Genomic DNA, 22602 nt, shown 5'->3' on the forward strand with positions numbered 1-22602 from the left:
TTGGCCGCTCAGAGGGGCGGCCACGGGATGGCCGGCCACTGCCCCGACGGGACCGGGTAGGCCCTGCGGTCCAGCAGCCGGCGGCCGCGCCCGAGCAGGGCCGCGACCTCGCGCAGGGTGAGCAGGGAGTCCAGCTCGGCGCGCAGCGACGCCTCCTCGTCCTGCACCAGCTCGACGACCGCCGCGATGCGGGCCAGGTCGGCCTCGGCGATCGGCTCGCCCGCGAACCCCCACAGCACCGTACGGAGCTTGGGCTCCTCGTGCAGGCTCACGCCGTGGTCGAACCCGCGCAGCCTCCCCTCGTCGCGCACGAGGTGCGAACCCTTGCGGTCGGAGTTGTTGATGAGGGCGTCGAAGGCCGCGACGGTCCGCGCCGCCGCCGAGTCCTCGTGCACGACGACCACGGGCTCGCCCAGCTCGTTCTCGCCGCGCAGCACCGGCAGCCAGCCGGTCGGCACCTCGCGCGGGCCGACGACGTCGACCGGGTGCTCCGGCTCGTCGGTCGGGTCGCCCACCCAGCGCTGCACGGAGCCGATGCCCTGCGGGCCCGAGCGCAGCACCGTCGGCGGCACGACGTCGAAGCCGCCGGCGGCACTGATGAGGTAGGCCGCGACCTCCCGGCCGGCGAGCGTGCCGTCGGGGAAGTCCCACAGCGGCCGCTCCCCCATGACCGGCTTGTAGATCGCGAGGGGCCCGCCCGCGCCGGCGCGCACGAGCACCGCCAGGTTGGAGGCGTCCGCGATCCGCCCGAGGACCTCGAGGTCCTCCCGCGTGAGGACCTCGAGCAGGTCGGCGTCGCCGGGCTGGCTCGGGCTCAGCGCTTGTAGCCGTTCGCGCGAGGGCAGATGTGGCCCTCGACCTCGAGCGGACCACCGCAGAACGGGCACGGCGGCCTCCCGGCAGCCACGATCGACTGGGCACGCCGGGCGAAGGCCCTGGCGCGGGCAGGGGTGAGGACCACCCGGACCTGGCGGGGCTCGGTGGTGAGGACGTCGGGCTCCAGCGATGCCTCGGGGTCGTCGGGGTCGCGGTCCAGCGCCTCGATGATGATGACCTGGCGGTCCTCGTCCCACGCGAGGGCGAGGGTGTTGACCCGGAACTCGTCCTCGATCGGGGTGTCGAGCGGGGCGTTGTCGACGACCTCGGCCGCGACGTGGTCGGCGCCCGCGCCCCCGGCGTAGCTGTCGAGCAGGTCGTTGATGCGCGTCGCGAGGACGTCCACCTGCTGCTTCTCGAGGGACACGCTGGTGAGGCGCCGGCCCTCGCTCGCCTGGAGGAAGAAGGTCCGCTGTCCCGGTGGCCCGACGGTCCCGGCGACGAACCGGTCCGGCGGGTCGAACTCGTGGAGCGACATGGTCAAAACTCTAACCGGCTCCGCCGCCGACCTGCGCGTCCCCCGTCGGCGGGGCGTCGGCCGGTGGCCGGAACCGCGCGAGGTCCGGGGCCAGCTCGTTGGCGGACAGCAGGAACGTGTGGCGCTCGCCGTAGCGGATGGCGCAGACCGAGGCGGGGTCGGCGGTGTAGCGCTGGAAGTGCCCCAGGCCCGCGCCCGTCGCGTCGGCCAGCACGGCCTTGACGAGGTCGCCGTGGCTGACCGCGACCCAGACGGCGTCCTTGCCGTGCGACTCGAGCACCTCGGCGTCGTGGCGGCGTACCGCCTCGACGACGCGGTCGCTCATCTCCTGCAGGCTCTCGGCGGCGTACTCGTCGTGGTCGGGGAAGCGCGCGCTGCCGGGGTCGTCCTGGACCGTCGACCAGAGCGGCTCCTTGGCGAGCTCGCTCAGCTTCCGGCCGCTCCATGCGCCGTACGCGCACTCCTGCAGGCCGTCCTCGACCACGACCTGGACCCCCACCGCCGTGGCCAGCGGGTGCGCCGTCTCCAGGCACCGCTCGAGCGGGCTGCTCACCACCCGGGCGACCGGGGCGCGGGCGAAGCGCTCTCCGAGGGCCGCGGCCTGGCCGCGGCCGCGCTCGGTCAGGTGGACGCCGGGCAGGCGGCCGGCCAGGATCCCCTCGCCGTTCGCGCTGGAGTGGCCGTGGCGGACGAGCAGGAGGGTGGGCACGTCCGCACTCTACGGCCGGTCGCTCGCCCCGGCCGCGGCGACGTGGTGGAGTAGCCCCGTGATCGTCGACCAAGCCATCTACCGCGACGGCATCCGCGAACCCTGCGGTGACCTCAGCGACGCCCTCGAGGGCCTGCGCACCGGGGCCGACCCGCACGCCTTCCTCTGGATCGGGCTCAAGGACCCGACCGACGCCGAGTTCGACCTCGTCAACGACGAGCTCAAGCTGCACCCGCTCGCCGTCGAAGACGCCATCAAGGGCAACCAGCGACCCAAGGTCGAGCTGTACGACAACACGATCTTCGTGGTGCTCAAGACGCTGCGCTACGTCGAGGCGACCAGCGACGTCGAGACCGGTGAGGTCATGCTCTTCGTCGGCGACCGCTTCGTGGTCACCGTCCGGTACGGCGACGTCAGCCCCCTGGCGTCGGTGCGCCACCGGCTCGAGGGGATGCCGCAGCAGCTGCGCCACGGCGAGGTCAGCGTCCTGCACGCCGTCATGGACGCGATCGTCGACAACTACGTCGCCATCGACGGCGAGCTCCAGAACGACCTCGAGGAGATCGAGGCGGCGGTGTTCTCCGGTGCCCGTGACACCGACTCCGGCCAGATCTACCGCCTCAAGCGCGAGGTCCTCGAGTTCCGCCGCGCCGCGACACCGCTCGCCGCGCCCCTGAGCATGCTCCACGACGGGTCGCGCAGCCCCGTCAGCGTCAAGGAGATGCGGCTGCTGTTCCGCGACGTCGCCGACCACCTGCTGCGTGTCATCGACCACGTGGAGTCGTACGACCGCCTGCTCACCGACGTCCTCAACGCCCACCTGGCGCAGATCTCGGTGCAGCAGAACAGCGACATGCGCAAGATCTCCGCCTGGGTCGCCATCGCCGCCGTACCCACGATGATCGCCGGCGTCTACGGCATGAACTTCGACAACATGCCGGAGCTGCGCTTCAGGTACGGCTACTACGTCGTGCTGGGCGTCATGGCCGTCGCCTGCCTGGGCCTGTACCGCGCGTTCCGCCGCTCCGACTGGCTGTAGCTCAGGTGGCGGTCATCCAGCCGGCGGAGAGGACCACGACCAGCACGGCACCCAGCGCCACGCGGTACCAGACGAAGGCCGTGATCTTGTTGCTGCTGACGAACTTGAGCAGCCACGCGATCGAGGCGTAGGCGACCACGAAGGACACCACGACGCCGACGACCATCTGGCCGATGCCGAGGAGCTTGAGGTGGTCGGTCTCGCTCGCCATCTCGAACAGGCCGGCCGCGGTCAGCGCGGGGATGGCCATGAAGAACGAGAGCCGGGTCGCCGTGACCCGGTCGAGGCCGCGGAACAGGCCGGCCGAGATCGTCGCCCCCGAGCGGGACACGCCGGGCACCAGCGAGAAGCACTGCACCAGGCCGATGACGACGCCGTCCTGCACCGTCACCTCGCCCTCGTGGCGCTCGTCGCCCCGGCGGGCCAGGGCCGCGTGCCTGGTCTCGGCGAGCCACATCACGGCGCTCCACAGCACCAGGGCCGCCGCGACGACCCAGAGGCTGCGGAGCGGGCCGCTGATGAGGTCCTTGCCGAGGAAGCCGACGATGCCCACCGGGATGGACCCGACGATGACCGCCCACGCCAGCTGGTAGTCGTGGTGGGTGCGACCCTCGGCGCCGCGCAGCCCCCCGACCCAGGCCACGAGCAGCCGGACGATGTCGCGCCGGAAGTACAGCAGCGTCGCCAGGATGGCGCCGAGCTGGATGACCGCGGTGTACGCCGTGACGCCCGGGTCGTCCACGGTGAGGCCGAGCAGCTTCTCGGTGATGGTGAGGTGGCCGGTGGAGGAGACGGGGAGGAACTCGGTGAGTCCCTCGACGATGCCGAGGATGACGGCGTCGAGGTAGCTGAGGGTCACGGTTCTGCTTTCAGGTCGAGGACGCGGGGAGCGGCACTGGCGTCGGGGTGCGGCCCGTCAGCCGACAGTCTCGCGCATGACCTCGGCCATGGTCCGCACGACATGCAGGCGCTCCTCGAGGCCTCCGGCGAACGGCGCCACCGACAGCGTGCCCACCCCGGCGTCGGCGTAGCGGCCGATCCGGGCCGCGATGCGCTCCCGGGTGCCGATGAGCGAGGTGGCGTCGATGAGCTCGAACGGCACGGCCGCCGCGGCGTCGCGGTGCCGCCGCGCGAGGTAGAGGTCCTGGACCTCGGCTGCCGCGTCCTCGAAGCCCATCCGGCAGGCGAGCTGGTTGTAGAAGTTCTGCTCCCGTGAGCCCATCCCGCCGATGTAGAGGGCTGCGTAGGGCCGGACCGCGTCGGCCGCGGCCTCGACGTCGTCGCCGATGACGACGGGCACCGACGGGGCGATGTCGAAGCCCTCCAACGGGTTCGCCTCCGTCCCCCGACCGGCTCGCCGGCGGCCGGTCACGACGCTCTCGACCTGCTCGCGCGAGTGCTCGGGGCTGAAGAAGATCGCGTGCCAGCCGTCGGCCACCTCACCGGCGAGCTCGAGGTTCTTCGGGCCGACCGCGGCGAGGTAGATGGGCAGGTCCGGCCGGGGCGGGTGGATGGTGAGCTTGAGCGGCTTGCCGGGACCGTCGGGCAGCGGCAGCGTGAAGTGCCGGCCCTCGTAGGCGACCGTCTCCCGCCGCAGCGCCATGCGCACGATGTCGACGTACTCGCGGGTGCGGGCGAGCGGCGCCGCGAACCGTACGCCGTGCCAGCCCTCGCTGACCTGCGGACCGCTGACGCCGAGGCCCAGTCGGAAGCGGCCGCCGGAGAGGGTGTCCAACGTCGCGGCGGTCATGGCCGTCATCGCCGGGGTGCGCGCCGGGATCTGCATGACCGCGGCGCCGAGGTGGATCCGCTCGGTGAGCGCCCCGACCCAGGAGAGGACCGTGGGCACGTCCGACCCGTACGCCTCCGCGGCCCAGGCGACCGCGTAGCCGAGCCGGTCGGCCTCCTGCGCCACCGCCACGTTGTCCTGGTCGACACCCATCCCGAAGTAGCCGAGGTTCACACCGAGTTCCATGGCACGGAGGCTATCGGCGGGGCTGCGCGGTGCGGGCCCGACGCGGCGGCTACGGTACGGGACCATGCGCCAGCGACGGATGGGGAGCTCGGGCCTGACGGTGTCGCGCCTCGGCCTGGGGACGATGACCTGGGGACGGACCACCGACGAGGAGGCGGCGCGCGAGCAGCTGCGCACCTTCGTCGACGCCGGCGGCACCCTCGTCGACACGGCTCACGGGTACTCCGACGGTGCGTCCGAGGAGATCATCGGGCGCCTCATCGAGGACGAGGTCGACCGCGACGAGCTCGTCATCTGCACCAAGTCCGGCATCTCGCGGCGTTCGGGGCACCGTGTCGTGGACACCTCGCGCCACAGCCTGCTCAGCCAGCTCGACACCTCGTTGGAGCGCCTGGCCACCGACCACGTCGACCTGTGGCTCGTGCACACGTGGTCCGACGAGGCTCCCCTCACCGAGACGCTGTCGGCCCTGGAGTGGGCGGTCAGCACCGGCCGAGCACGCTACGTCGGCGTGTCCAACTTCAGCGGCTGGCAGACCGCCCGCGCCCTGTCGCTGCTGGAGCAGGCGCGGGTCCCGCTGGTCGCCAACGAGGTCGAGTACTCCCTGGTCAACCGTGCCGCCGAGCCGGACCTGCTCGCGGCCTCGCAGGCGCTGGGGTTCGGGCTGCTGCCCTGGTCGCCGCTCGGCCGCGGCGTCCTCACCGGGAAGTACCGCCACGGGGTCCCGGCCGACTCCCGCGCCGCCTCACGGGACTTCCCGCGGTTCACCGCGCGCTACCTCGACGACCGCAGCACCGGCATCGTCGAGGCCCTGGCCATCGCGGCCAAGGGCCTCGAGGTCACCCCCGCGGAGGTCGCCCTCGCCTGGGTCCGTGACCGCCCCGGCGTCGTGGCGCCCGTCGTGGGGGCCCGGACCACGGCACAGTTGCGTACATCGCTGGCGAGCGAGGACCTGGATCTCCCCGCGGAGCTCGTGGCCGCCCTCGACGAGGTGTCCGCCTGAGGGTGGCGACCCCCCGCCGGGGCCTGCACCCGAGGTCGACCGTCAGCCCGGGTCAGGCGCGGTCGTCGTCCTCGTCACCGTCGTCGTAGTCGGTGTCGTCGAGACCCGAGTAGACGGCGCCGTCGCCGTCCTCGTCGGAGTGGTCGTCGAGCTCCTCGTCGTCCTCGTCCTCGTCGTCGTCATCCTCGTCACCGTCGTAGATGTCGAGCGGCGTCATCTCGCCGTAGGCCTGCAGGAGGGTGTCGTCGTAGGCCGCGAAGGCATCCGCGAGGTCGTCGTAGGCGGCGATGACGGTGGGGTCTTCCTCACCGCGCTTGGAGGCCGAGGCCTCGAGGTGCCGCTCGAATGCGGCCACGAGGTCGGCCAGCGCGCCACGCGGGTCTGCGGTCATGTGGAGACCGTAGCGGGTTCCGGGTAGAAATGGCGGTGATGGTTGAGTACGAGTACCGCGTCCTGAGCTTCGCCCGAGGCGACTCCCGGTCCGACATCCGGCGGACCCTGGCCGACCATGCCGAGTACGGCCACTGGGAGCTGCACCGCACGCGGATCTATCTCGGTGGCGTGCAGCGCACCTGGTTGCGGCGCAAGATCATCCGCGTCCCGCGACCCCACTGAGCCCCCGGGCCCGGCGGGTCATCAGCACCCCGAGCCAGAGCATTCCGGCGCCCGCGAGTGCCATGGGGACGACGGCGCCGCCGGTGAAGGCGAGCCGGGCCGGCAGGGCCGAGGCAGCGCCGGGACGGCCACCGGCTGACGGATCGTGCGCAGCAGGGGCCGACGGGGCGTTGCCCGGTGCCGGCGACCCCGCCGCCCCCGGGCACGGTACGACGAGGCGGTCGAGGGGCACCCCGGCGGCGGTGAGCTCCTTGATGACGTCGTGGTCGAGCACCACGAGCGTGGTCTGCAGCGGCACGACCTGCCGCGTCACCCGGACGCACGCGCCGAGCAGACCCTGCGCGGCGGCGTCCACCGAGGCCACGTGGTCGCCGGCGGGCACGGCACCCTCGGGGCAGGGGGCAAGAGCCTGGGGGAACTGCTTGACGAGCGGCGAGGACAGGTCCACCCCTGCCGCGCGGAGGTCCACCTCGACAGCCGGCGACGTGCCCCCGGTGGGGATGATGCACGCTGTCGCGGCCGGGCTGTCGACGACGGCGCTCCCGCCCGCGGCCGTGGACGCAGCAGAGCCCTTCGAACCCTTCGCCTCGGTCGCACTCGAGGTGCCGGACTTCGACGAACCCCCCTGTGCGCCTGCGGTCGCCGAGGTGGTGGACGTCCCCGACGGGTGCGAGGCCGGCGTCGTACCGGAGCCGGAGCCCGGGGCCGTGGTCGTCGCTCCGGGGACCGGGAGACCGAGGCCGCCGGTCGCCCCGGTGACCGTCGAGGTGACGTCACCCACCGTGGTGGCGACCGGGTCGGGCAGCGTCAGGGCCTGCGACGCGGTCGCGCCCCCGCAGACCAGGGCGCCGGCCACCCCGAGGGCGGCGACGAGCCGGGCGGTGGCGGTGTGCTGGCGACGCCTGGTCATGGTGGCTCCTTTGCCGGACAGGGTGAGGTCCCTGCCCGGTCAACGACCGGGGACGCCGAAGGCTACGGGCCGGTAACCCACTCGCGGGACGAGCTGTCCGGGGGCCCGGTGGCCGAGCCCGGTACCGCACGGAGCCGGCCCCGCGCCGTACCCCTGTCAGCAGGTGGCGACGAAGCGCGACAGCACCCGCGCGCCGAACTCGAGGGCCGCCACGGGCACGCGCTCGTCGATGCCGTGGAACATCGGGGCGAAGTCGAGGTCGGCGGGCAGCTGCAGGGGCGCGAAGCCGTAGCCGGTGATGCCGAGGGTGCTCAGGGCCTTGTTGTCGGTGCCGCCCGAGAGGCAGTAGGGCAGCACCTGCGCACCCGGGTCCTCCGCCAGCAGCGCCGCGGTCATCGCCTCCACGAGCGGGCCCTCGAACGGGGCATCGAGCGCGATGTCACGGTGCACGACCTCGACCTCGACGTGCTCCCCGGCGAGCTCGCGGATGGTCGCGAGCAGGTCGTCGTCGTGGCCGGGCAGGAACCGGCAGTCCAGGGCGGCGCTGGCACTCTGGGGGATGACGTTGTGCTTGTACCCGGCGTCGGCCATCGTGAAGTTGGCGGTGTCCTGCAGGGTCCCGCGCACGAACCCCTGGGCGCCGCCGAGGTGGTCGAGCAGGTCGTCGAGGTCCTCGTCGGACCAGCTGGTCCCGGTGAGGTCGCTGAGCCCGTCGAGCAGCTCGCGCACCGAGGCGATGTACTCGCGGGGCCACTTGTGGGCGTTGATCCGGCTGATCGCCTCGGCGAGGTGGACGATCGCGTTGTCGGGGTTCGGGACGGACCCGTGGCCGGCGCGTCCGGTGGCCACGAGCCGCAGCCAGAGGATGCCCTTCTCCGCGGTCTGGACGAGGTAGGCGCGGGTCTCGACGCCGCCGGTCGTCGGCACGGTGACGCTGTAGCCGCCCACCTCGCTGACCGCCTCGGTGACGCCCTCGAACAGCTCGGGGTGGGTCTTGACCACGTGGTGCGAACCCTTGACGCCCCCGGCCTCCTCGTCGGCGAAGAAGGCGACGACGAGGTCGCGCGGGGGCTTGGCGCCGCGGCGGGCGAGGTCGCGGACGACGGCCAGGATCATCGCGTCCATGTCCTTCATGTCGACCGCGCCACGGCCCCACACGCAGCCGTCGCGCAGCTCGGCGCTGAACGGGTCGACCTGCCAGTCGGCGGCGTTGGCGGGCACCACGTCGAGGTGGCCGTGAATGCACAGGGCGGGCCGCTCCCGGTCCTCGCCCTCGAGTCGGACCACGACGCTGGTGCGCCCCGGGTCGCTCTCGACCACCGTCGGCTCGAGCCCCACCTCGCGGAGCTGGGCCACGACGTACTCCGCGGCCTCCCGCTCCCCCGGTCCACTCCCGTCGCCGTAGTTGGTGCTGTCGATGCGGATGAGGTCGCGGCAGATGCGCACGACCTCGTCGGCAGGTCCGGTGACCTCGGTGGTCGGGCTGGCGTCCGGGGCGGGGTTGGCGGCGTCGCTCATGCCCTCCACCCTAGGCGCGCGGGTGCGCCGAACGAGCGGCAGCGACCCGCGGGTGAGGGCCGTACGACGCTTGGCGTGGGCCTCCATTTCCTTGGCACCGGGGCGGTTTGGGAGTTGCACCCCCCGACGTGTATCGTTCCGGGTCGCAGCAGGCGCTCCTCCGGGAGGCTTGTCTCACACCCTGTCCGGGTGGCGGAATGGCAGACGCGCTAGCTTGAGGTGCTAGTGCCCTTTATCGGGCGTGGGGGTTCAAGTCCCCCTCCGGACACCACGACGAAGAAGGACCCCCATGCTTTTCCGGGGGTCCTTCTTCGTCGTTGACGGCGGCAGGCGGTCTTGGGAGGAGCCGGTGAGGGACGAGCCGGCGACGGCTCCCCCTCCGGACACCCCTGATCGAGCGAATGCCCCGACCGCCGACCGCTGAGTTCCCTGCGCCATGCGGGACCTAGGACTCTCCTGCCCGGCGACGCCTCGCGGTGGAGTGGTTGCTGGGCCTGCAGGGTGCAGGTCGCGAGAGGAGCCACCCATGCATGCCGTCGTCTACCACGGACCGGGCCGCAAGTCGTGGGAGGAGGTCCCGAAGCCATCCATCCAGGACGACACGGATGCCGTCGTGCGCGTCGACTCGGTCACCATCTGCGGCACCGACCTGCACATCCTCAAGGGCGACGTCCCCGCGGTGACCGACGGCCGCATCCTCGGGCACGAGGCGGTGGGCACCGTCGAGTCGGTCGGCTCGGGCGTCAAGAACCTCTCCCCCGGGGATCGCGTGCTCGTCTCGTGCATCACCGCCTGCGGCTCGTGCCGCTACTGCCGAGAGGCCCGCTACGGCCAGTGCCTCGGCGGGGGTGGCTGGATCCTCGGGCACCTCATCGACGGGACGCAGGCCGAGTACGTCCGGGTCCCGTTCGCCGACACCTCCACCTTCGCCATCCCCGCCGGCGTCACCGACGAGGAGGTCCTCATGCTCGCCGACATCGGCCCCACGGGCTACGAAGTGGGCGTCCTCAACGGCCACGTGCGCCCCGGTGACGTCGTCGCCGTGGTCGGCGCGGGCCCGATCGGCCTCTCCTCGATCATGGGCGCCAAGCTGTTCAGTCCGGCGCACGTGGTGGCGATCGACCTCGCCGGCTCCCGGCTCGACGCGGCCAAGCGGGTCGGCGCGGACGTCGTCGTCGACGCCTCGCGCGACGACGCCCTCGAAGTCGTCCGCGGCCTGACGGACGGGCTCGGCGCCGACGTGGCGATCGAGGCCGTGGGGATTCCCGGCACCTTCGAGCAGTGCGCGGCGCTCGTGCGCCCCGGCGGGACCGTCGCCAACGTCGGCGTGCACGGCAAACCCGCGACCCTGCACCTCGAGGACCTGTGGATCAAGGACGTCACGATCACCACGGGCCTGGTCGACACCTACTCGACGCCCACGCTGCTGCGCCTGCTCGCCAGCCGGCAGCTCGACCTCGGTCAGCTCGTGACGCACCGCTTCGGGCTCGACGACTTCATGCAGGCCTACGAGGTCTTCGCGAACGCCGCCGACACCCAGGCCCTCAAGGTCGTCCTCAGCGCGCGGTCCTGAGGAGCCCCGACGCGACCAGGCGCCCGGTCGCTCGCACCCGACGGCTGCCGGAGCACCGCCTACGTCGCAGGGATGACCCGATCCCCACGAGCGCTCACCACAATCGAGGCACGGTGGCACCGACACCGTGGCTCGGTGAGAGGGGCGGCAGATGCAGGCGGAGGCCCAGACGCTGTCGAGGCCGCACGGCGGCCGGTTGGTCGACCTGGTGGTCGCCCCGGAGCGGGCGGAGGAGCTCGAGCGGCTGGCAGGCTCGTGGCCGGCCCGGCACCTCACCGAGCGCCAGCGCTGCGACCTCGAGCTGCTGGCCTCCGGGGCGTTCTCGCCCCTGACGAGCTACCTGGGTGCCAGTGACCTCGCCTCGGTGTGCGAGCGGCTCCGCCTCGCCGACGGCACGCTGTGGCCGATGCCGATCATGCTCGACATCGACGAGGACACCTTGCGCGCGGCCGAGGCCTGCGGGCACCTCGCCCTGCGGGGCGACGACGGGAACCTGCTCGGGGTCCTGGAGCCCCGGGAGGCCTGGCGGGTCGACCCGCTGATGGAGGCCCGCGCCGTGTTCGGCACCGACGACACGGCCCACCCGAGTGTCGACGCGCTGGTCCACCGCACCGAGCCCTGGTACGTCACCGGCCCGCTCGAGGTGCTGCCCCGGGCCGTGACCCCTCCGGGTCGCGACCACCAGGACCTCCGGTTCACCCCGGCCGCGCTGCGCCGGCACTTCACCGACCTCGGGGTCAGCCGGGTGGTGGCGTTCAACACCCGCAACCCCATGCACCGGGCCCACCACGAGCTCACCGTCCGCGCAGCGCGCGAGACCGGGGCGCACCTGCTCGTCCAGCCCGTGGTCGGGCCCACCAAGCCGGGCGACATCGACGTCCCCACACGGGTGGCCTGCTACCGCGGCCTCATGCCGAGCTACCCCGCCGGCCGGGCCACCCTGGCCCTACTGCCCCTTGCCATGCGCATGGGCGGCCCTCGCGAGGCGCTGTGGCACGCCATCATCCGCCAGAACTTCGGGGCGTCCTTCATGATCATCGGCCGTGACCACGCCGGGCCGGGACAGGACAGCAAGGGACGCCCCTTCTACGAGCCGTACGCCTCTCAGGAGCTCGTGCGCCGGCACCAGGACGAGCTCGAGGTGCGGATGGCGTCCTTCCCGCAGCTCGGCTACGTCGAGGACACCGACAGCTACGAGCCGGTCGACCAGGTGCCGCCGGGCACCCGGGTGCGCACCGTGTCTGGCACCGAGGTGCGCCAGCGCCTGGCCCGCGGCGAGGCGCTGCCCGCCTGGTTCACTCCCCCAGCCGTCGCAGCAGTGCTCGCGGACCGCTTCCCCCCGCTGTCCGCCGCGAGCGCCTGAGCCGACGCCGTCCGGCGGCCGATCCGGCCCTTGACTGCGGCTTGACCTGCCCTTGACCGGGGCGTGACGCCCTCTTGACGAGCGGCGGTCCGTCCGGTCGGAGGGTCCTCGGCCGAACGGGTCCGATGCGGCCTGTCGCGTGCGTGATGGGCCTCCCGCCACCGTACGGTGCCGACGGACCGCCACCCCCCACGGTTCGTTCGCCGGCATCCCGGAGCCGGTGCGCCGGTGGTCCGTCTCCCGGGCCCCCACCTCCCCCAGGACCGCCGTGAACGCATCGACCCTCACCCGCCGTCTCTCCCCCACCCTCGCTCCCGTGCTCGCCGCTGCGCTCGGGTGCACGCTGCTCGTCAGCGCGCCCCAGGGCGCCACCGCCGTCACCTGCAAGGCGACGCCGACCCTCCTGTCGAGGACCCCCACGACCACCAGCCTCACCGGCGGCCTGTCCGTCAAGGTCTGGGACACCGGGGCGACCCCCAGCAACCCGCAGGCAGCCACCCGCATCGCCGTCGTCAAGGTCCCGGCGTCGTCCCCCCTCAACCCCCGCGTGCGCGGGTCCTCCACGCTGACCAGCTCGCACTACCCCTCGACCTACCTCAAGTACGCCTCGACCGCAGCCGTCATGGTCAACGGTGGCGTCTTCAACCTCGGCCGCGCCGCCCTGCCCGACCTCCCGCAGATGACCGGCGGCCGGGTGACCAAGGCGCGCAACGTCCACGACCCCGTCATCGCCGTCGGGCGGGCGGGCGAGTCCTCCCCCAGCCGCCTGTGGCTGAGCGGCACCGCGACCGCCAGCGGGCGCGGCTACCAAGGCATCTCGGGCCTCAACTGGGAGTACGTCACCGGCGGCATCAACGTCTACACGACCGCCTGGGGCTCGCAGACCAGGCCGTACGGCGTCGTCGACATCGTCCTGGTCTCGGGCAAGGTCGCGGGAATCCGCTACGGCGCCTACCGCGGCAAGGCCCCCGCCGCCGGCCAGACCATCCTCACGGCCAACGGCACCGCGGGCACCTGGTTGACCAGGCTCCCCGTCGGCACCCCGGTGTCGGTGAGCTACGCGGCCCACAGCGACGCGAAGTTCCTCATCCACGAGGCCGTCGGCCGCGGCGCGAGGTTCCTCAACGCCGGAGTCAAGAACGGTGGCACCTGCGCCACCCGCGACGAGGAGCTGCGCCCGCGCACGGCCATCGGCTGGACGAAGACCGGCGACCTGCTCTTCGTCACCGTCTCCGGCCGCGCCACGATCAACGGTGTCCGGTACGGCGGGGCGACCATCCACCAGATGGCCGACTACATGCAGCAGCTCGGTTCGTACGACGCCACCAACCTCGACGGCGGCGGCTCGACGACCATGCTGGCGCGGCTGTCCTCCGGCACCGTCGTGCGCCTCGACCGCAGCCTCTCCGAGGCGCAGCGCGCCGTTCCCAACGTCTTCGGCGTCGGCTGACGGGCGGCTGGACGCGCGGCTGTGCGCGCGACTGAGGCAACGCCCACGAGGGCGGGACCCGGGAGAAGACCCGGTCCCGCCCTCGTCCGTTCGGCTGGTATCCGGTGGGCCACGGGGACGACCTGCGGCGCGGCGCCGAATCCGCTTGCGACGACAGGCCTACCGTCGAAGACGTGAACAGCCGCACGGCCCACCGGTCCGCCTCCGCCCACCACCCCCGCGTCCTCCGTTCCCCTCAGGGCGGCTGGGTCTGGGCCTGCTCCTGCGGCGGCGCGTCCTGCCGCACGAGCCGCGACGTGACCCCGTGGAGGGTGGCGCTCATTGGGGCGCTGAACCACTCGGCCGCCATCGCCCCCTGACCCGCCCCTTCCGGGTCACCGGCTGCCAGGCCTCCACCATCCAGAGGTTGGCACCGGGCCGTGAGTCCGTCATTGTTCGGAGACCACGGTTACGAAGGAGCATCAGATGAAGGTCGGGATCCCCCGCGAGGTCAAGAACAACGAGTACCGCGTCGCCATCACTCCCTCGGGCGTGCACGAGCTCGTCGTCACCGGCCACGACGTCTACATCGAGAAGGACGCCGGCGTGGGCTCCTCGATCCTCGACGCCGACTACGTCGCCGCCGGGGCGAAGATCCTCGACACCGCCGACGACGTCTGGGGCACCGGCGACCTGATCCTCAAGGTCAAGGAGCCGATCGAGTCCGAGTACCACCGGATGCGTGAGGGCCAGACGCTCTTCACCTACCTGCACCTCGCCGCGGACCGCGCCCTCACCGAGGAGCTGGTCAGGCGCAAGGTCACCGGCATCGCCTACGAGACCGTCGAGCTGCCGGACCGGTCGCTCCCCCTGCTCGCCCCGATGTCCGAGGTCGCCGGGCGGCTGGCCCCCCAGGTCGGCGCCCACACCCTCATGCGCGCCCAGGGCGGCCGCGGCATCCTCATGGGCGGCGTCAGCGGCGTCTACGCAGCCAAGGTCGTCGTCATCGGAGCCGGCGTCTCCGGCATGAACGCCGCCGCGATCGCGCTCGGCATGCAGGCCGAGGTGCTGCTGCTGGACCGCGACATCGCCAAGCTGCGGCACGCCGACGCGATCTACCAGGGCCACTGCCAGACGGTGGCCTCCAACGCGTACGAGGTGGAGCGCGCCATCTCCGACGCCGACCTGGTCATCGGCGCGGTCCTCGTGCCGGGCGCCAAGGCACCCAAGCTGGTCACCAACGAGCAGGTCTCCCGGATGAAGCCCGGCTCGGTGCTCGTCGACATCTCCATCGACCAGGGCGGCTGCTTCGAGGACTCCCGGCCCACGACGCACGCCGACCCGACGTACGAGGTGCACGGATCGGTCTTCTACTGCGTCGCCAACATGCCCGGCGCGGTGCCGCACACCAGCACCTACGCGCTCACCAACGTCACCCTCCCGTATGCCGTGCAGCTCGCCAACCAGGGGTGGCGCTCGGCCCTGCGGGCCAACGGTCCGCTCGCGCTCGGGCTCAACACCCATGACGGCAACGTCACCTACGCGCCGGTGGCCGAGGCCCACGGCCTCGAGTCGGTCGACCTGGAGGACGTGCTCGCCGGCTCCTGAGGCGGCTGTCGGGGGTGGCGGCTAGGTTCGGAACGTGCTCCTCGCCGACGTCGTCGCCGCCTCCCGCGCCGCCTCCGCCACCCGGTCGCGGCTGGCGAAGACCGCTGCGGTCGCGCAGGCCCTGCGATCCGCCGGACCCGACGACGCCGCGACCGTGGCCGCCTACCTGTCCGGGGTCCTGCCCCAGCGCCGCATCGGGGTCAGCTGGCGCGGCCTGGCCACCCTGCCCGAGGCGGCCGGCGAGCCGTCCGTGACGGTGGCGGAGGTCGACCGGGCGCTCACCACGATCGGGGCCGTGACCGGGAGCGGGTCGGCAGCAGTCCGGGCGGCCGCGGTCACCGAGCTGTTCTCCCGGCTGACCCGCGACGAGCAGGACTACCTTCGCGACCTCGTCACCGGCCAGGTCAGGCAGGGAGCCCTCGACGGGGTCATGCTCGCGGCGGTCGCCGCCGCCGCCGAGGTCCCCGAGCCGGAGGTGCGTCGGGCGGTGATGCTCGCCGGCCACACCGGACCGGTCGCGGCCGCCGCGCTGGCCGGCGGCAGCGGAGCCCTGGCCGCGATCGGCCTGGAGGTCGGCCGTCCGCTGCGGCCGATGCTCGCTGCATCGGCCCCCGACGTCGACGCAGCCTGGGAGCAGGCAGCGGTGGAGGGGCAGGGCGTGGTCGTCGACGGCAAGCTCGACGGCATCCGCCTGCAGGCTCACCGCGACGGCAGCGACGTCCGCCTGTTCACGCGATCGCTCGACGACATCACCGACCGCCTTCCCGAGGTGGTCGAGGCCGTGCTCAGCCTCCCGGCCCAGCGCCTCGTGGTCGACGGCGAAGCCATCGCCCTCGACGGGTCCGGGCGCCCACGCCCGTTCCAGGAGACGGCGTCACGGACGATGAGCAGCACCGGAGTCGACGAGCTGCGAGCCACCGTGCCGGTGACGCCCTACTTCTTCGACCTGCTCCACCTCGAGGGCGAGGACCTCCTCGACCTGCCCGCCACCGAGAGGTTCGAGCGCCTCGCCGACCTGGTCCCCGAACCGTGGCTCGTTCCGCGCACCACGGCGACGTCGGCCGCCGAGGCCGGGGAGTTCTTCCACCGGCTCGTCGCCGACGGCCACGAGGGCGTCGTCGTGAAGTCCCCCACGGCTCCCTACGCCGCCGGGCGACGTGGCGCGGGCTGGGTCAAGGTCAAGCCGCGGCACACCCTCGACCTCGTGGTGCTTGCCGTCGAGTGGGGCAGCGGCCGCCGCCAGGGCTGGCTGTCCAACATCCACCTGGGCGCCCGCGACCCGGAGTCCGGTGGCTTCACGATGCTCGGCAAGACGTTCAAGGGGATGACCGACGAGGTCCTGGCCTGGCAGACGGAGCGGTTCCTCGAGCTCGAGACCAGCCGGTCCGGCCACGTCGTGCACGTGCGGCCCGAGCAGGTGGTCGAGATCGCGTTCGACGGCATCCAGACGTCCTCCCGCTACCCCGGCGGCATGGCCCTGCGCTTCGCCCGGGTGATCCGCTACCGCGACGACAAGACTGCGTCCGAGGCCGACACGGTCGACACGGTCCGGTCGCTGCGCACCTGAGGGCCCTGCCGGCTCCTCACCCGGACCGTCCGACGACCACCCCTCCCGGCCACGGCACGGTCCGGGCGGTCAGCGAGCGACGCGCGCGGACAGCGCCGTCAGCGCGGCGTCGGCGTGGCGGTCCATGCTCCACTCGCTCTGGACCACCTCGACGATCCGGCGGTCGGGGGCGATGACGAACGTCGCGCGCTTGACCGGCGTGAGGTACCTGCGTCGCACGCCGTACGCGGTGGCCACGGCGCCGTCCGCGTCGGAGAGCAGCGGCATGCCGAGGGACTCCTTGCCATCGAACCGGGCCTGGGCGTCAACGGTGTCCATGCTGATCCCCACCGGCTGGGCTCCCAGTGCGGCGAGCTCCGCCCGCAGGTCGCGGAAGTGGCACGCCTCCTTGGTGCACCCTGAGCTCAGGGCCGAGGGGTAGAAGAACAGCACCACGCTCCCCTCGTCGAGCAGGCTCGTGAGACTCCTGCTCCGGCCGGTCTGGTCGGGCAGGTCGAACTCGGGCGCGAGGTCACCGATCTGGAGGGACTTCATGGTTGCCGGTTCGTACCCAGTGGTGGCCCGGATTGGTTTATATAGCGAACCTATGTAGTATGGACGCATGGAGTCCAAGGAGACGGTGGCCAACGACCTGCTCAGGGCCGCCGCCCGGCTGTCGCGCTGGGCCTCGCAGCTCGCGTCCTTCGACGTGCCTTTCGCGCAGGCGCGGCTGCTGGCCCTCCTCGACGAGATGGGGCCCGCCCGCGTCAGCGTGCTGGCCGAGGCCGACCACTGCAGCCAGCCGACCATGACGACGGCCCTACAGCGCCTGGAGGCCGCCGGCTGGGCGCAGCGCGTGCCCGACCCGAGCGACGCCCGGGCCAGCCTCCTGTCGCTCACCCCCGCCGGACGCGGAACGCTCGAGGAGATCCGTGGAGCCCGCGCCCGGGTCCTCTCCCCCACCCTCGCCGCGCTGGACGACGCCGAGGTCGCGCGCCTGCGCGATGCCGCGTCGGTCATGGAGGGACTGCTCCAGCGGGTCGCCCCGGCCGCCCACCCCATCCCTGACCCCAGTCCCCGCCCCACCACCCGAAAGGACGTCTGAGCCCCCATGTGGCGCCAACCCAAGACCGTCTGGTCCGTCGCCTTCGCCTGTGTCATCGCCTTCATGGGCATCGGCCTCGTCGACCCGATCCTCAAGCCCATCGCCGACGACCTCGGCGCCAGCGCCTCGCAGGTCTCGCTGCTGTTCACGAGCTACATGGCCGTCATGGGCGTGGCGATGCTCGTCACCGGCTGGGTCTCCAGCCGCGCCGGCGCGAAGCGCACCCTGCTGCTCGGCCTGCTGGTGATCATCGTCGGTGCCGGGCTGGCCGGCGCCCAGGACTCCGTCGGCGGCATCGTCGCCTTCCGCGCCGTCTGGGGCCTCGGCAACGCACTGTTCATCGCGACCGCCTTGGCGACCATCGTCAGCGCGGCCCGCGGCTCGGTCGGCCAGGCGATCATCCTGTACGAGGCCGCGCTCGGGGTCGGCATCGCCGCCGGACCGCTGCTCGGCGGCTGGCTCGGCGGCCACTCCTGGCGCTGGCCCTTCTGGGGCGTCTCGGCGCTCATGCTCGTCGCCTTCGTCGCGATCATCGCGACCCTGCCGGCCACACCGCCCACCGGCCGCCGCAGCAGCATCAGTGCCCCGCTGCGCGCCCTGTCGCACCGTGGCCTGCTGACCGTCGGCCTGACGGCACTGCTCTACAACTTCGGCTTCTTCACCCTGCTGGCGTTCACGCCGTTCCCGCTCGCGATGGGAGCCCACCAGGTCGGCCTGATCTTCTTCGGCTGGGGCCTGCTGCTCGCCTTCACCTCGGTGGTGGTCGCGCCCCGTCTGCAGCGCCGCTTCGGCACGCTGCCGGGCATCGTCGGGGCCCTGCTCGGCTTCGCGGTCATCCTCGCGGTGATGGCCGTCGGCACCGAGCACAAGCCGGTCCTGGTCGTCGGCGTCATCCTCGCCGGCGCCTTCCTCGGCATCAACAACACCCTCATCACCGAGACCGTCATGAAGGTCTCGCCCGTCGAGCGTGGCGTCGCCTCGGCCGCCTACAGCTTCGTGCGCTTCGGCGGCGGCGCCGTCGCGCCGTACCTCGCGGGCAAGCTGGGCGAGCGCTCCGTGCACGTGCCGTTCTGGGTCGGCTCCGGCGCCGTGGTGCTGGCCGTCCTCGTCCTGCTCACCGCACGCAAGGAGGTGCGGGCCACCGACGGCGCGCACGGCCACGGGACGAAGGCCACCGCCGAGGACCGCGACCTCGAGGCCGAGGCGGTCACGGTCGGGGACGCCTGACCGCAACGCCTGACCGGACCGGCTGACCGGCAGCACTCCCTCCGCCCCCTAGGCTGGCGCTCGTGCTCGAGCAGATCACGGCGACCCGGTACGTGACCCCCCTCAAGGAGGGCGGGTCGCTGCCGGGCATCGTCGAGGCCGACGACCTCGGCACCTACGTGCTGAAGTTCCGCGGCGCCGGCCAGGGGCTGAAGGTCCTCGTCGCCGAGGTCCTCGTGGGCGAGCTGGCCCGGGGGCTGGGGCTCGACGTGCCCCGCCTGGCGGTCGTCGACCTGCAGGCGCCCATCGCCAAGTACGAGGCGGACGAGGAGGTCCAGGACCTGCTCACCGCGAGCCTGGGCCTCAACCTCGGCATCGACTTCCTTCCCGGGTCCTTCGGTTACGACGGGTCCCGCCCACCGGCGCCCGACGTCGCAGCCGCCATCCTGTGGCTCGACGCGCTCACCGCCAACGTGGACCGCACGTGGAGCAACCCCAACCTGCTGGTCTGGCACCGCAACCCGTGGCTCATCGACCACGGAGCCTCGCTCTACTTCCACCACGGGTGGCCGAGCCGGGGAGCCGACGCCGAGCGGTTCGCCGCCCAGCGGTTCGATGCCAGCACCCACGTCCTCCGCGACGTGGCCTCGTCACCGCGGGCTGCGCACGAGCGCCTGGCGCCGCTGCTGACCGCCGAGCTCCTCGACCGGGTCACCGCCCTCGTGCCCGACGAGTGGCTCGAGCCCGCCCCGGGGATGGAGTCCCCGGCGAGCCTGCGGACCGCCTACCGCGAGCACCTGCAGGCGCGAGTGGCCAGCCCCGCTGCGTGGCTGCCGGAGGACGCGTCGTGACCCGCCACGGCTACCAGTACGTCACGCTGCGCTGCGTACCCCGCGTGGAACGCGAGGAGTTCGTCAACGTCGGGGTGGTGCTCTACTCCCAGGGCGCCAACTTCCTCGAGGCCGCCTACCGCGTCGACGACGACCGCCTGCGCACCCTGTTCCCCGACCTCGACGCAGCAGCTGTCGCCGACGCCCTCGAGACCATCTGCCAGGTCTGCCGCGGCGTGACCGGTGGCGGCCTGCCCACCCTCGGTGGGCTGGGCCGCAGGTTCGGGTGGCTCAGCGCACCGCGCAGCACGGTGATCCAGCCCGGCCCGGTCCACGGCGGCCTCACCGACGACCCGGCCCTCACCCTGCAGGCCCTGCTCGACCGCCTCGTCGGTTAGGGACGCGGCTCAGTGGTGGGCGGAGGCCGACCGGGTTAGGTTCGGCCCATGAGTCTCGAGCGCCCGCTGGCCCCCAACCCGTACGACCTGCTCCCCGAGGTGCCCCCGCTCACCGTCACGAGCACCTCCTTCGAGGACGGCGACGCCCTGCCGGAGGCCCACGTCTTCGACGAATGGGGCTTCACCGGCGGCAACACCTCTCCCCAGCTCTCCTGGTCGCCCGGACCCGAGGGCACCCGGTCCTACGCGGTGACGTGCTTCGACCCCGATGCACCGACCCCCTCGGGCTTCTGGCACTGGGTGGTCATCAGCATCCCCGCCGACGTCACCGAGCTGGCCGAGGGTGCCGGGGCCGAGGGTGGGTCCGGCCTGCCCGAGGGCGCCTTCCACGTCGGGACGGACTACGGCACCAAGGCGTTCGGTGGCGCAGCGCCGCCGGAGGGCGACCGGCCGCACCGCTACCTGTTCGCCGTGAGCGCGCTCGACACCGACGACCTCGGTATCGACGACTCGGTGAGCGCCGCCGTCGCCGCGTTCAACCTCGGCTTCCACACCCTCGCCCGAGGTGTCCTCACCGGCATCTACCAGAACGGCTAGAAGGCCCCTACCAGCACATTCGACGCAGAAACACCCCATAACAGCGGTAGACATCCGAAGGGGGGCTTATAGGGTCACGGCATGACCGTTCCTGCCACCGGCGCCGGGACCGCCAGACGCAGGGAGGTCTGGGTGGCGCTGGCCTACCTGGTCCCCGCGCTGGTCGTCTTCGGCGTCTTCATCTTCTGGCCGCTCGTGAAGTCGGTGCTGCTGTCGGTCCAGGGCACCGACATCCTGGGCAACCCGAGCGGCTTCGTCGGCCTCGTCAACTACGCCAAGCTGTTCTCGGACGCCGACTTCCTGACGGTGCTCTGGGTGACGTTCGCGTTCACCATCCTCACGGTGGTGCCGAGCATCGCCATCGCGCTGTTCATCGCGCTGCTCCTGCAGACCCGCATCCGGGGGGTCCGGTTCTTCCGCACCGCCTTCGCCCTGCCGTTCGCGTTCTCCGTGGCCACCGCTTCGGTCATCTTCGGCGTCCTGTACAACCCGGCTTCCGGTGTCCTCAACGGGATCCTGTCGCACCTCGGGGTGGACAAGGTGCACTGGCTCACCGACCCCGACCTCGCCCTGTGGTCGGTGTCAGGCGCCACGGTGTGGATGCAGATCGGCTACAACCTGCTCGTCATCTCCGCCGGCCTCGGCGCGCTGCCCGAGGACGTCCTGGAGGCAGCCCGCCTCGACGGTGCGTCGGGGCTGCGGCTGCAGCGCTCCATCGTGATGCCGCTGATCACCCCGCAGCTGTTCTTCCTGGTCGTGGTCGGCACGATCCACTCACTGCAGAGCTTCGGGCAGATCCGCATCCTCACCGTCGGCGGACCCGAGGGGCGCACCACCACGCTCGTCTACTCGATCTACGAGCAGGCGTTCGCCAACAACAACTCCAACTACGGCTACGCCTCTGCGCAGGCGATGGTGCTGCTCCTCATCGTGCTCATCATCACCGCGGTCCAGTTCGGCGTCCTCGAGCGACGGGTGTTCTACCGGTGAGGTCACGACGCAGCGGCAACCTGGCCACCTACCTCGTCCTCGGGTTGGTCTTCCTCGTGGTGCTCTTCCCGGTCTACTACGGCCTGGTCGGCTCGTTCATGGGTGAGCGCGACACCAACAGCTTCCCGCCGGCGCTGTGGCCGGTGCACGGGCTGCAACCCGACAACTACTCCAGCGCGCTGCGGATCATCCCGCTCGGCAGCCAGTACCTCACCAGCGTCGGGCAGACCCTCGGCATCATGGTCGGGCAGCTGGTGACGAGCATCCTCGCGGCCTACGCGTTCGTGTTCCTGCCGCTGCGCTGGCGCGGCTTCTGGTTCGCCGTCTTCCTGTCGACGATGATGATCCCCTTCGAGTCGATCATCATCCCCAACTACCTGTTGATCTCGAGCCTGGGCCTCAAGGACACCATCGCCGGGCTGACGCTGCCGTTCCTCGCTACCGGCTTCGGGACCTTCCTGCTGCGGCAGTCCTTCCTGTCCTTCCCCATGGAGCTCCGTGACGCCGCCCGCGTCGACGGCGCCGGGCACTTCCGCTTCCTGTCCTCGATCCTGGTGCCGCTGAGCCGCCCGAGCCTGGCGGCGCTGGGCATCTGGTCGGCGCTGTCCGCCTGGAACATGTACTTCTGGCCCCTCCTGGCCACCGAGGACCCGAAGCACCAGACCATCCAGATCGGCATCAGCCAGCTGCAGTCGTCCGACGGCGACTCCCCGGGCATGGTCCTCGCGGGCGTGATGCTCGCCCTCTTCCCCACCCTGCTGCTCGTCATCTTCGGGCAGCGGTTCATCGTCCGTGGGCTCACCACGGGTGCGGTCAAGTGACAGACAAAGGAGC

The 22602-nt window shown here is 72.2% G+C and carries 24 protein-coding genes and 1 tRNA gene; 16 read left to right on the top strand and 9 right to left on the bottom strand.

The annotated features are described in order from the left end of the window. Positions 1-8: 8 nt before the first annotated feature. Genes AB4Z02_RS11610 through AB4Z02_RS11620 form a run of 3 tightly spaced genes read right to left on the bottom strand, consistent with a single transcriptional unit; the run spans position 9 to position 2063 of the window. The gene (locus AB4Z02_RS11610; protein ID WP_235531569.1) at positions 9-887 is read right to left on the bottom strand and encodes an SCO1664 family protein; all 879 of its coding nucleotides are present in this window, start codon (positions 885-887) and stop codon (positions 9-11) included. Further along, positions 815-1354, bottom strand: a complete 540-nt coding sequence (locus AB4Z02_RS11615) for a DUF3090 domain-containing protein (protein ID WP_056885159.1) — start codon at positions 1352-1354, stop codon at positions 815-817. The genes AB4Z02_RS11610 and AB4Z02_RS11615 overlap by 73 nt, the downstream gene beginning before the upstream one ends. A 10-nt stretch (positions 1355-1364) precedes the next feature. After that, the gene (locus AB4Z02_RS11620; protein ID WP_441971124.1) at positions 1365-2063 is read right to left on the bottom strand and encodes an MSMEG_4193 family putative phosphomutase; all 699 of its coding nucleotides are present in this window, start codon (positions 2061-2063) and stop codon (positions 1365-1367) included. Between the two features lie 58 nt (positions 2064-2121). Here AB4Z02_RS11620 and corA point away from each other — a divergent pair, with 58 nt between their 5' ends. After that, entirely contained in the window at positions 2122-3102 is a 981-nt protein-coding gene (gene corA / locus AB4Z02_RS11625; protein WP_056885161.1) for a magnesium/cobalt transporter CorA, read from the top strand. A gap of 1 nt (position 3103) precedes the next feature. Here the strand turns inward: corA and AB4Z02_RS11630 are convergent, their stop codons facing one another. Further along, the gene (locus tag AB4Z02_RS11630; RefSeq protein WP_441971125.1) at positions 3104-3961 is read right to left on the bottom strand and encodes an undecaprenyl-diphosphate phosphatase; all 858 of its coding nucleotides are present in this window, start codon (positions 3959-3961) and stop codon (positions 3104-3106) included. Positions 3962-4018: 57 nt separating this feature from the next. Further along, on the bottom strand, positions 4019-5077 hold the full coding sequence (locus AB4Z02_RS11635) for an LLM class F420-dependent oxidoreductase (RefSeq protein ID WP_441971127.1): 1059 nt from the start codon (positions 5075-5077) through the stop codon (positions 4019-4021). Positions 5078-5141: 64 nt separating this feature from the next. Between AB4Z02_RS11635 and AB4Z02_RS11640 the strand changes: the two genes are divergently transcribed. Then, positions 5142-6080, top strand: coding sequence for an aldo/keto reductase (locus AB4Z02_RS11640; protein ID WP_441971129.1), 939 nt, complete (start codon positions 5142-5144; stop codon positions 6078-6080). Positions 6081-6132: 52 nt separating this feature from the next. Here AB4Z02_RS11640 and AB4Z02_RS11645 read toward each other — a convergent pair whose 3' ends face one another. Continuing rightward, on the bottom strand, positions 6133-6471 hold the full coding sequence (locus AB4Z02_RS11645; protein ID WP_056885165.1) for a hypothetical protein: 339 nt from the start codon (positions 6469-6471) through the stop codon (positions 6133-6135). Between the two features lie 38 nt (positions 6472-6509). On the opposite strand from AB4Z02_RS11645, the gene AB4Z02_RS11650 reads away from it, so the two are divergent. Then, the gene (locus AB4Z02_RS11650; protein WP_056885354.1) at positions 6510-6695 is read left to right on the top strand and encodes a DUF5703 family protein; all 186 of its coding nucleotides are present in this window, start codon (positions 6510-6512) and stop codon (positions 6693-6695) included. On the opposite strand, the gene AB4Z02_RS11655 is transcribed toward AB4Z02_RS11650, so the two are convergent. After that, on the bottom strand, positions 6670-7605 hold the full coding sequence (locus AB4Z02_RS11655; protein WP_441971131.1) for a hypothetical protein: 936 nt from the start codon (positions 7603-7605) through the stop codon (positions 6670-6672). The genes AB4Z02_RS11650 and AB4Z02_RS11655 overlap by 26 nt on opposite strands. Positions 7606-7761: 156 nt before the next feature. Further along, the gene (locus tag AB4Z02_RS11660; RefSeq protein ID WP_441971133.1) at positions 7762-9123 is read right to left on the bottom strand and encodes a M20/M25/M40 family metallo-hydrolase; all 1362 of its coding nucleotides are present in this window, start codon (positions 9121-9123) and stop codon (positions 7762-7764) included. Positions 9124-9306: 183 nt separating this feature from the next. Between AB4Z02_RS11660 and AB4Z02_RS11665 the strand changes: the two genes are divergently transcribed. From AB4Z02_RS11665 to AB4Z02_RS11690, 6 genes are all read left to right on the top strand, one after another. Further along, positions 9307-9394: transfer RNA gene (locus tag AB4Z02_RS11665), tRNA-Leu, on the top strand. Between the two features lie 255 nt (positions 9395-9649). Further along, the gene (locus AB4Z02_RS11670) at positions 9650-10696 is read left to right on the top strand and encodes a zinc-dependent alcohol dehydrogenase family protein (RefSeq protein ID WP_056885168.1); all 1047 of its coding nucleotides are present in this window, start codon (positions 9650-9652) and stop codon (positions 10694-10696) included. Between the two features lie 151 nt (positions 10697-10847). Next, the gene (gene sat, locus AB4Z02_RS11675; RefSeq protein ID WP_441971134.1) at positions 10848-12059 is read left to right on the top strand and encodes a sulfate adenylyltransferase; all 1212 of its coding nucleotides are present in this window, start codon (positions 10848-10850) and stop codon (positions 12057-12059) included. 268 nt (positions 12060-12327) lie between these two features. Beyond that, positions 12328-13509, top strand: a complete 1182-nt coding sequence (locus AB4Z02_RS11680) for a phosphodiester glycosidase family protein (RefSeq protein WP_441971136.1) — start codon at positions 12328-12330, stop codon at positions 13507-13509. Between the two features lie 465 nt (positions 13510-13974). After that, positions 13975-15096 (top strand): alanine dehydrogenase, encoded by a 1122-nt coding sequence (gene ald, locus AB4Z02_RS11685; protein WP_441971138.1) that lies wholly within the window; start codon positions 13975-13977, stop codon positions 15094-15096. Between the two features lie 34 nt (positions 15097-15130). Beyond that, positions 15131-16663: an ATP-dependent DNA ligase gene (locus AB4Z02_RS11690; protein WP_441971139.1), complete on the top strand. Its 1533-nt coding sequence runs from the start codon at positions 15131-15133 to the stop codon at positions 16661-16663. Positions 16664-16732: 69 nt separating this feature from the next. On the opposite strand, the gene AB4Z02_RS11695 is transcribed toward AB4Z02_RS11690, so the two are convergent. Continuing rightward, positions 16733-17197 carry a peroxiredoxin gene (locus AB4Z02_RS11695; RefSeq protein ID WP_441971141.1) on the bottom strand — a complete coding sequence of 155 codons (465 nt, stop codon included), beginning with the start codon at positions 17195-17197 and terminating at the stop codon, positions 16733-16735. A gap of 67 nt (positions 17198-17264) precedes the next feature. On the opposite strand from AB4Z02_RS11695, the gene AB4Z02_RS11700 reads away from it, so the two are divergent. The 7 genes from AB4Z02_RS11700 to AB4Z02_RS11730 all read left to right on the top strand — a co-directional run bounded on the left by AB4Z02_RS11700 (position 17265) and on the right by AB4Z02_RS11730 (position 22589). Continuing rightward, on the top strand, positions 17265-17747 hold the full coding sequence (locus tag AB4Z02_RS11700; protein ID WP_056885174.1) for a MarR family winged helix-turn-helix transcriptional regulator: 483 nt from the start codon (positions 17265-17267) through the stop codon (positions 17745-17747). Between the two features lie 6 nt (positions 17748-17753). After that, positions 17754-18974 (top strand): MFS transporter, encoded by a 1221-nt coding sequence (locus tag AB4Z02_RS11705; RefSeq protein WP_441971144.1) that lies wholly within the window; start codon positions 17754-17756, stop codon positions 18972-18974. Positions 18975-19036: 62 nt separating this feature from the next. After that, positions 19037-19804, top strand: a complete 768-nt coding sequence (locus AB4Z02_RS11710; protein ID WP_441971145.1) for a HipA family kinase — start codon at positions 19037-19039, stop codon at positions 19802-19804. Next, complete coding sequence (locus AB4Z02_RS11715) at positions 19801-20181, top strand: DUF3037 domain-containing protein (protein WP_441971146.1); 381 nt, start codon at positions 19801-19803, stop codon at positions 20179-20181. Before AB4Z02_RS11710 ends, AB4Z02_RS11715 begins: the two co-directional genes overlap by 4 nt. Before the next feature lie 48 nt (positions 20182-20229). Beyond that, the gene (locus AB4Z02_RS11720; protein WP_441971147.1) at positions 20230-20778 is read left to right on the top strand and encodes a YbhB/YbcL family Raf kinase inhibitor-like protein; all 549 of its coding nucleotides are present in this window, start codon (positions 20230-20232) and stop codon (positions 20776-20778) included. Positions 20779-20859: 81 nt separating this feature from the next. Then, positions 20860-21768 (top strand): carbohydrate ABC transporter permease, encoded by a 909-nt coding sequence (locus tag AB4Z02_RS11725; protein WP_056885179.1) that lies wholly within the window; start codon positions 20860-20862, stop codon positions 21766-21768. After that, positions 21765-22589 carry a carbohydrate ABC transporter permease gene (locus AB4Z02_RS11730; RefSeq protein WP_056885180.1) on the top strand — a complete coding sequence of 275 codons (825 nt, stop codon included), beginning with the start codon at positions 21765-21767 and terminating at the stop codon, positions 22587-22589. Before AB4Z02_RS11725 ends, AB4Z02_RS11730 begins: the two co-directional genes overlap by 4 nt. Positions 22590-22602: the final 13 nt, after the last annotated feature.

The organism is Pedococcus sp. 2YAF34 (genome assembly GCF_052114585.1).
In the GTDB taxonomy this organism is placed as follows: domain Bacteria; phylum Actinomycetota; class Actinomycetes; order Actinomycetales; family Dermatophilaceae; genus Pedococcus.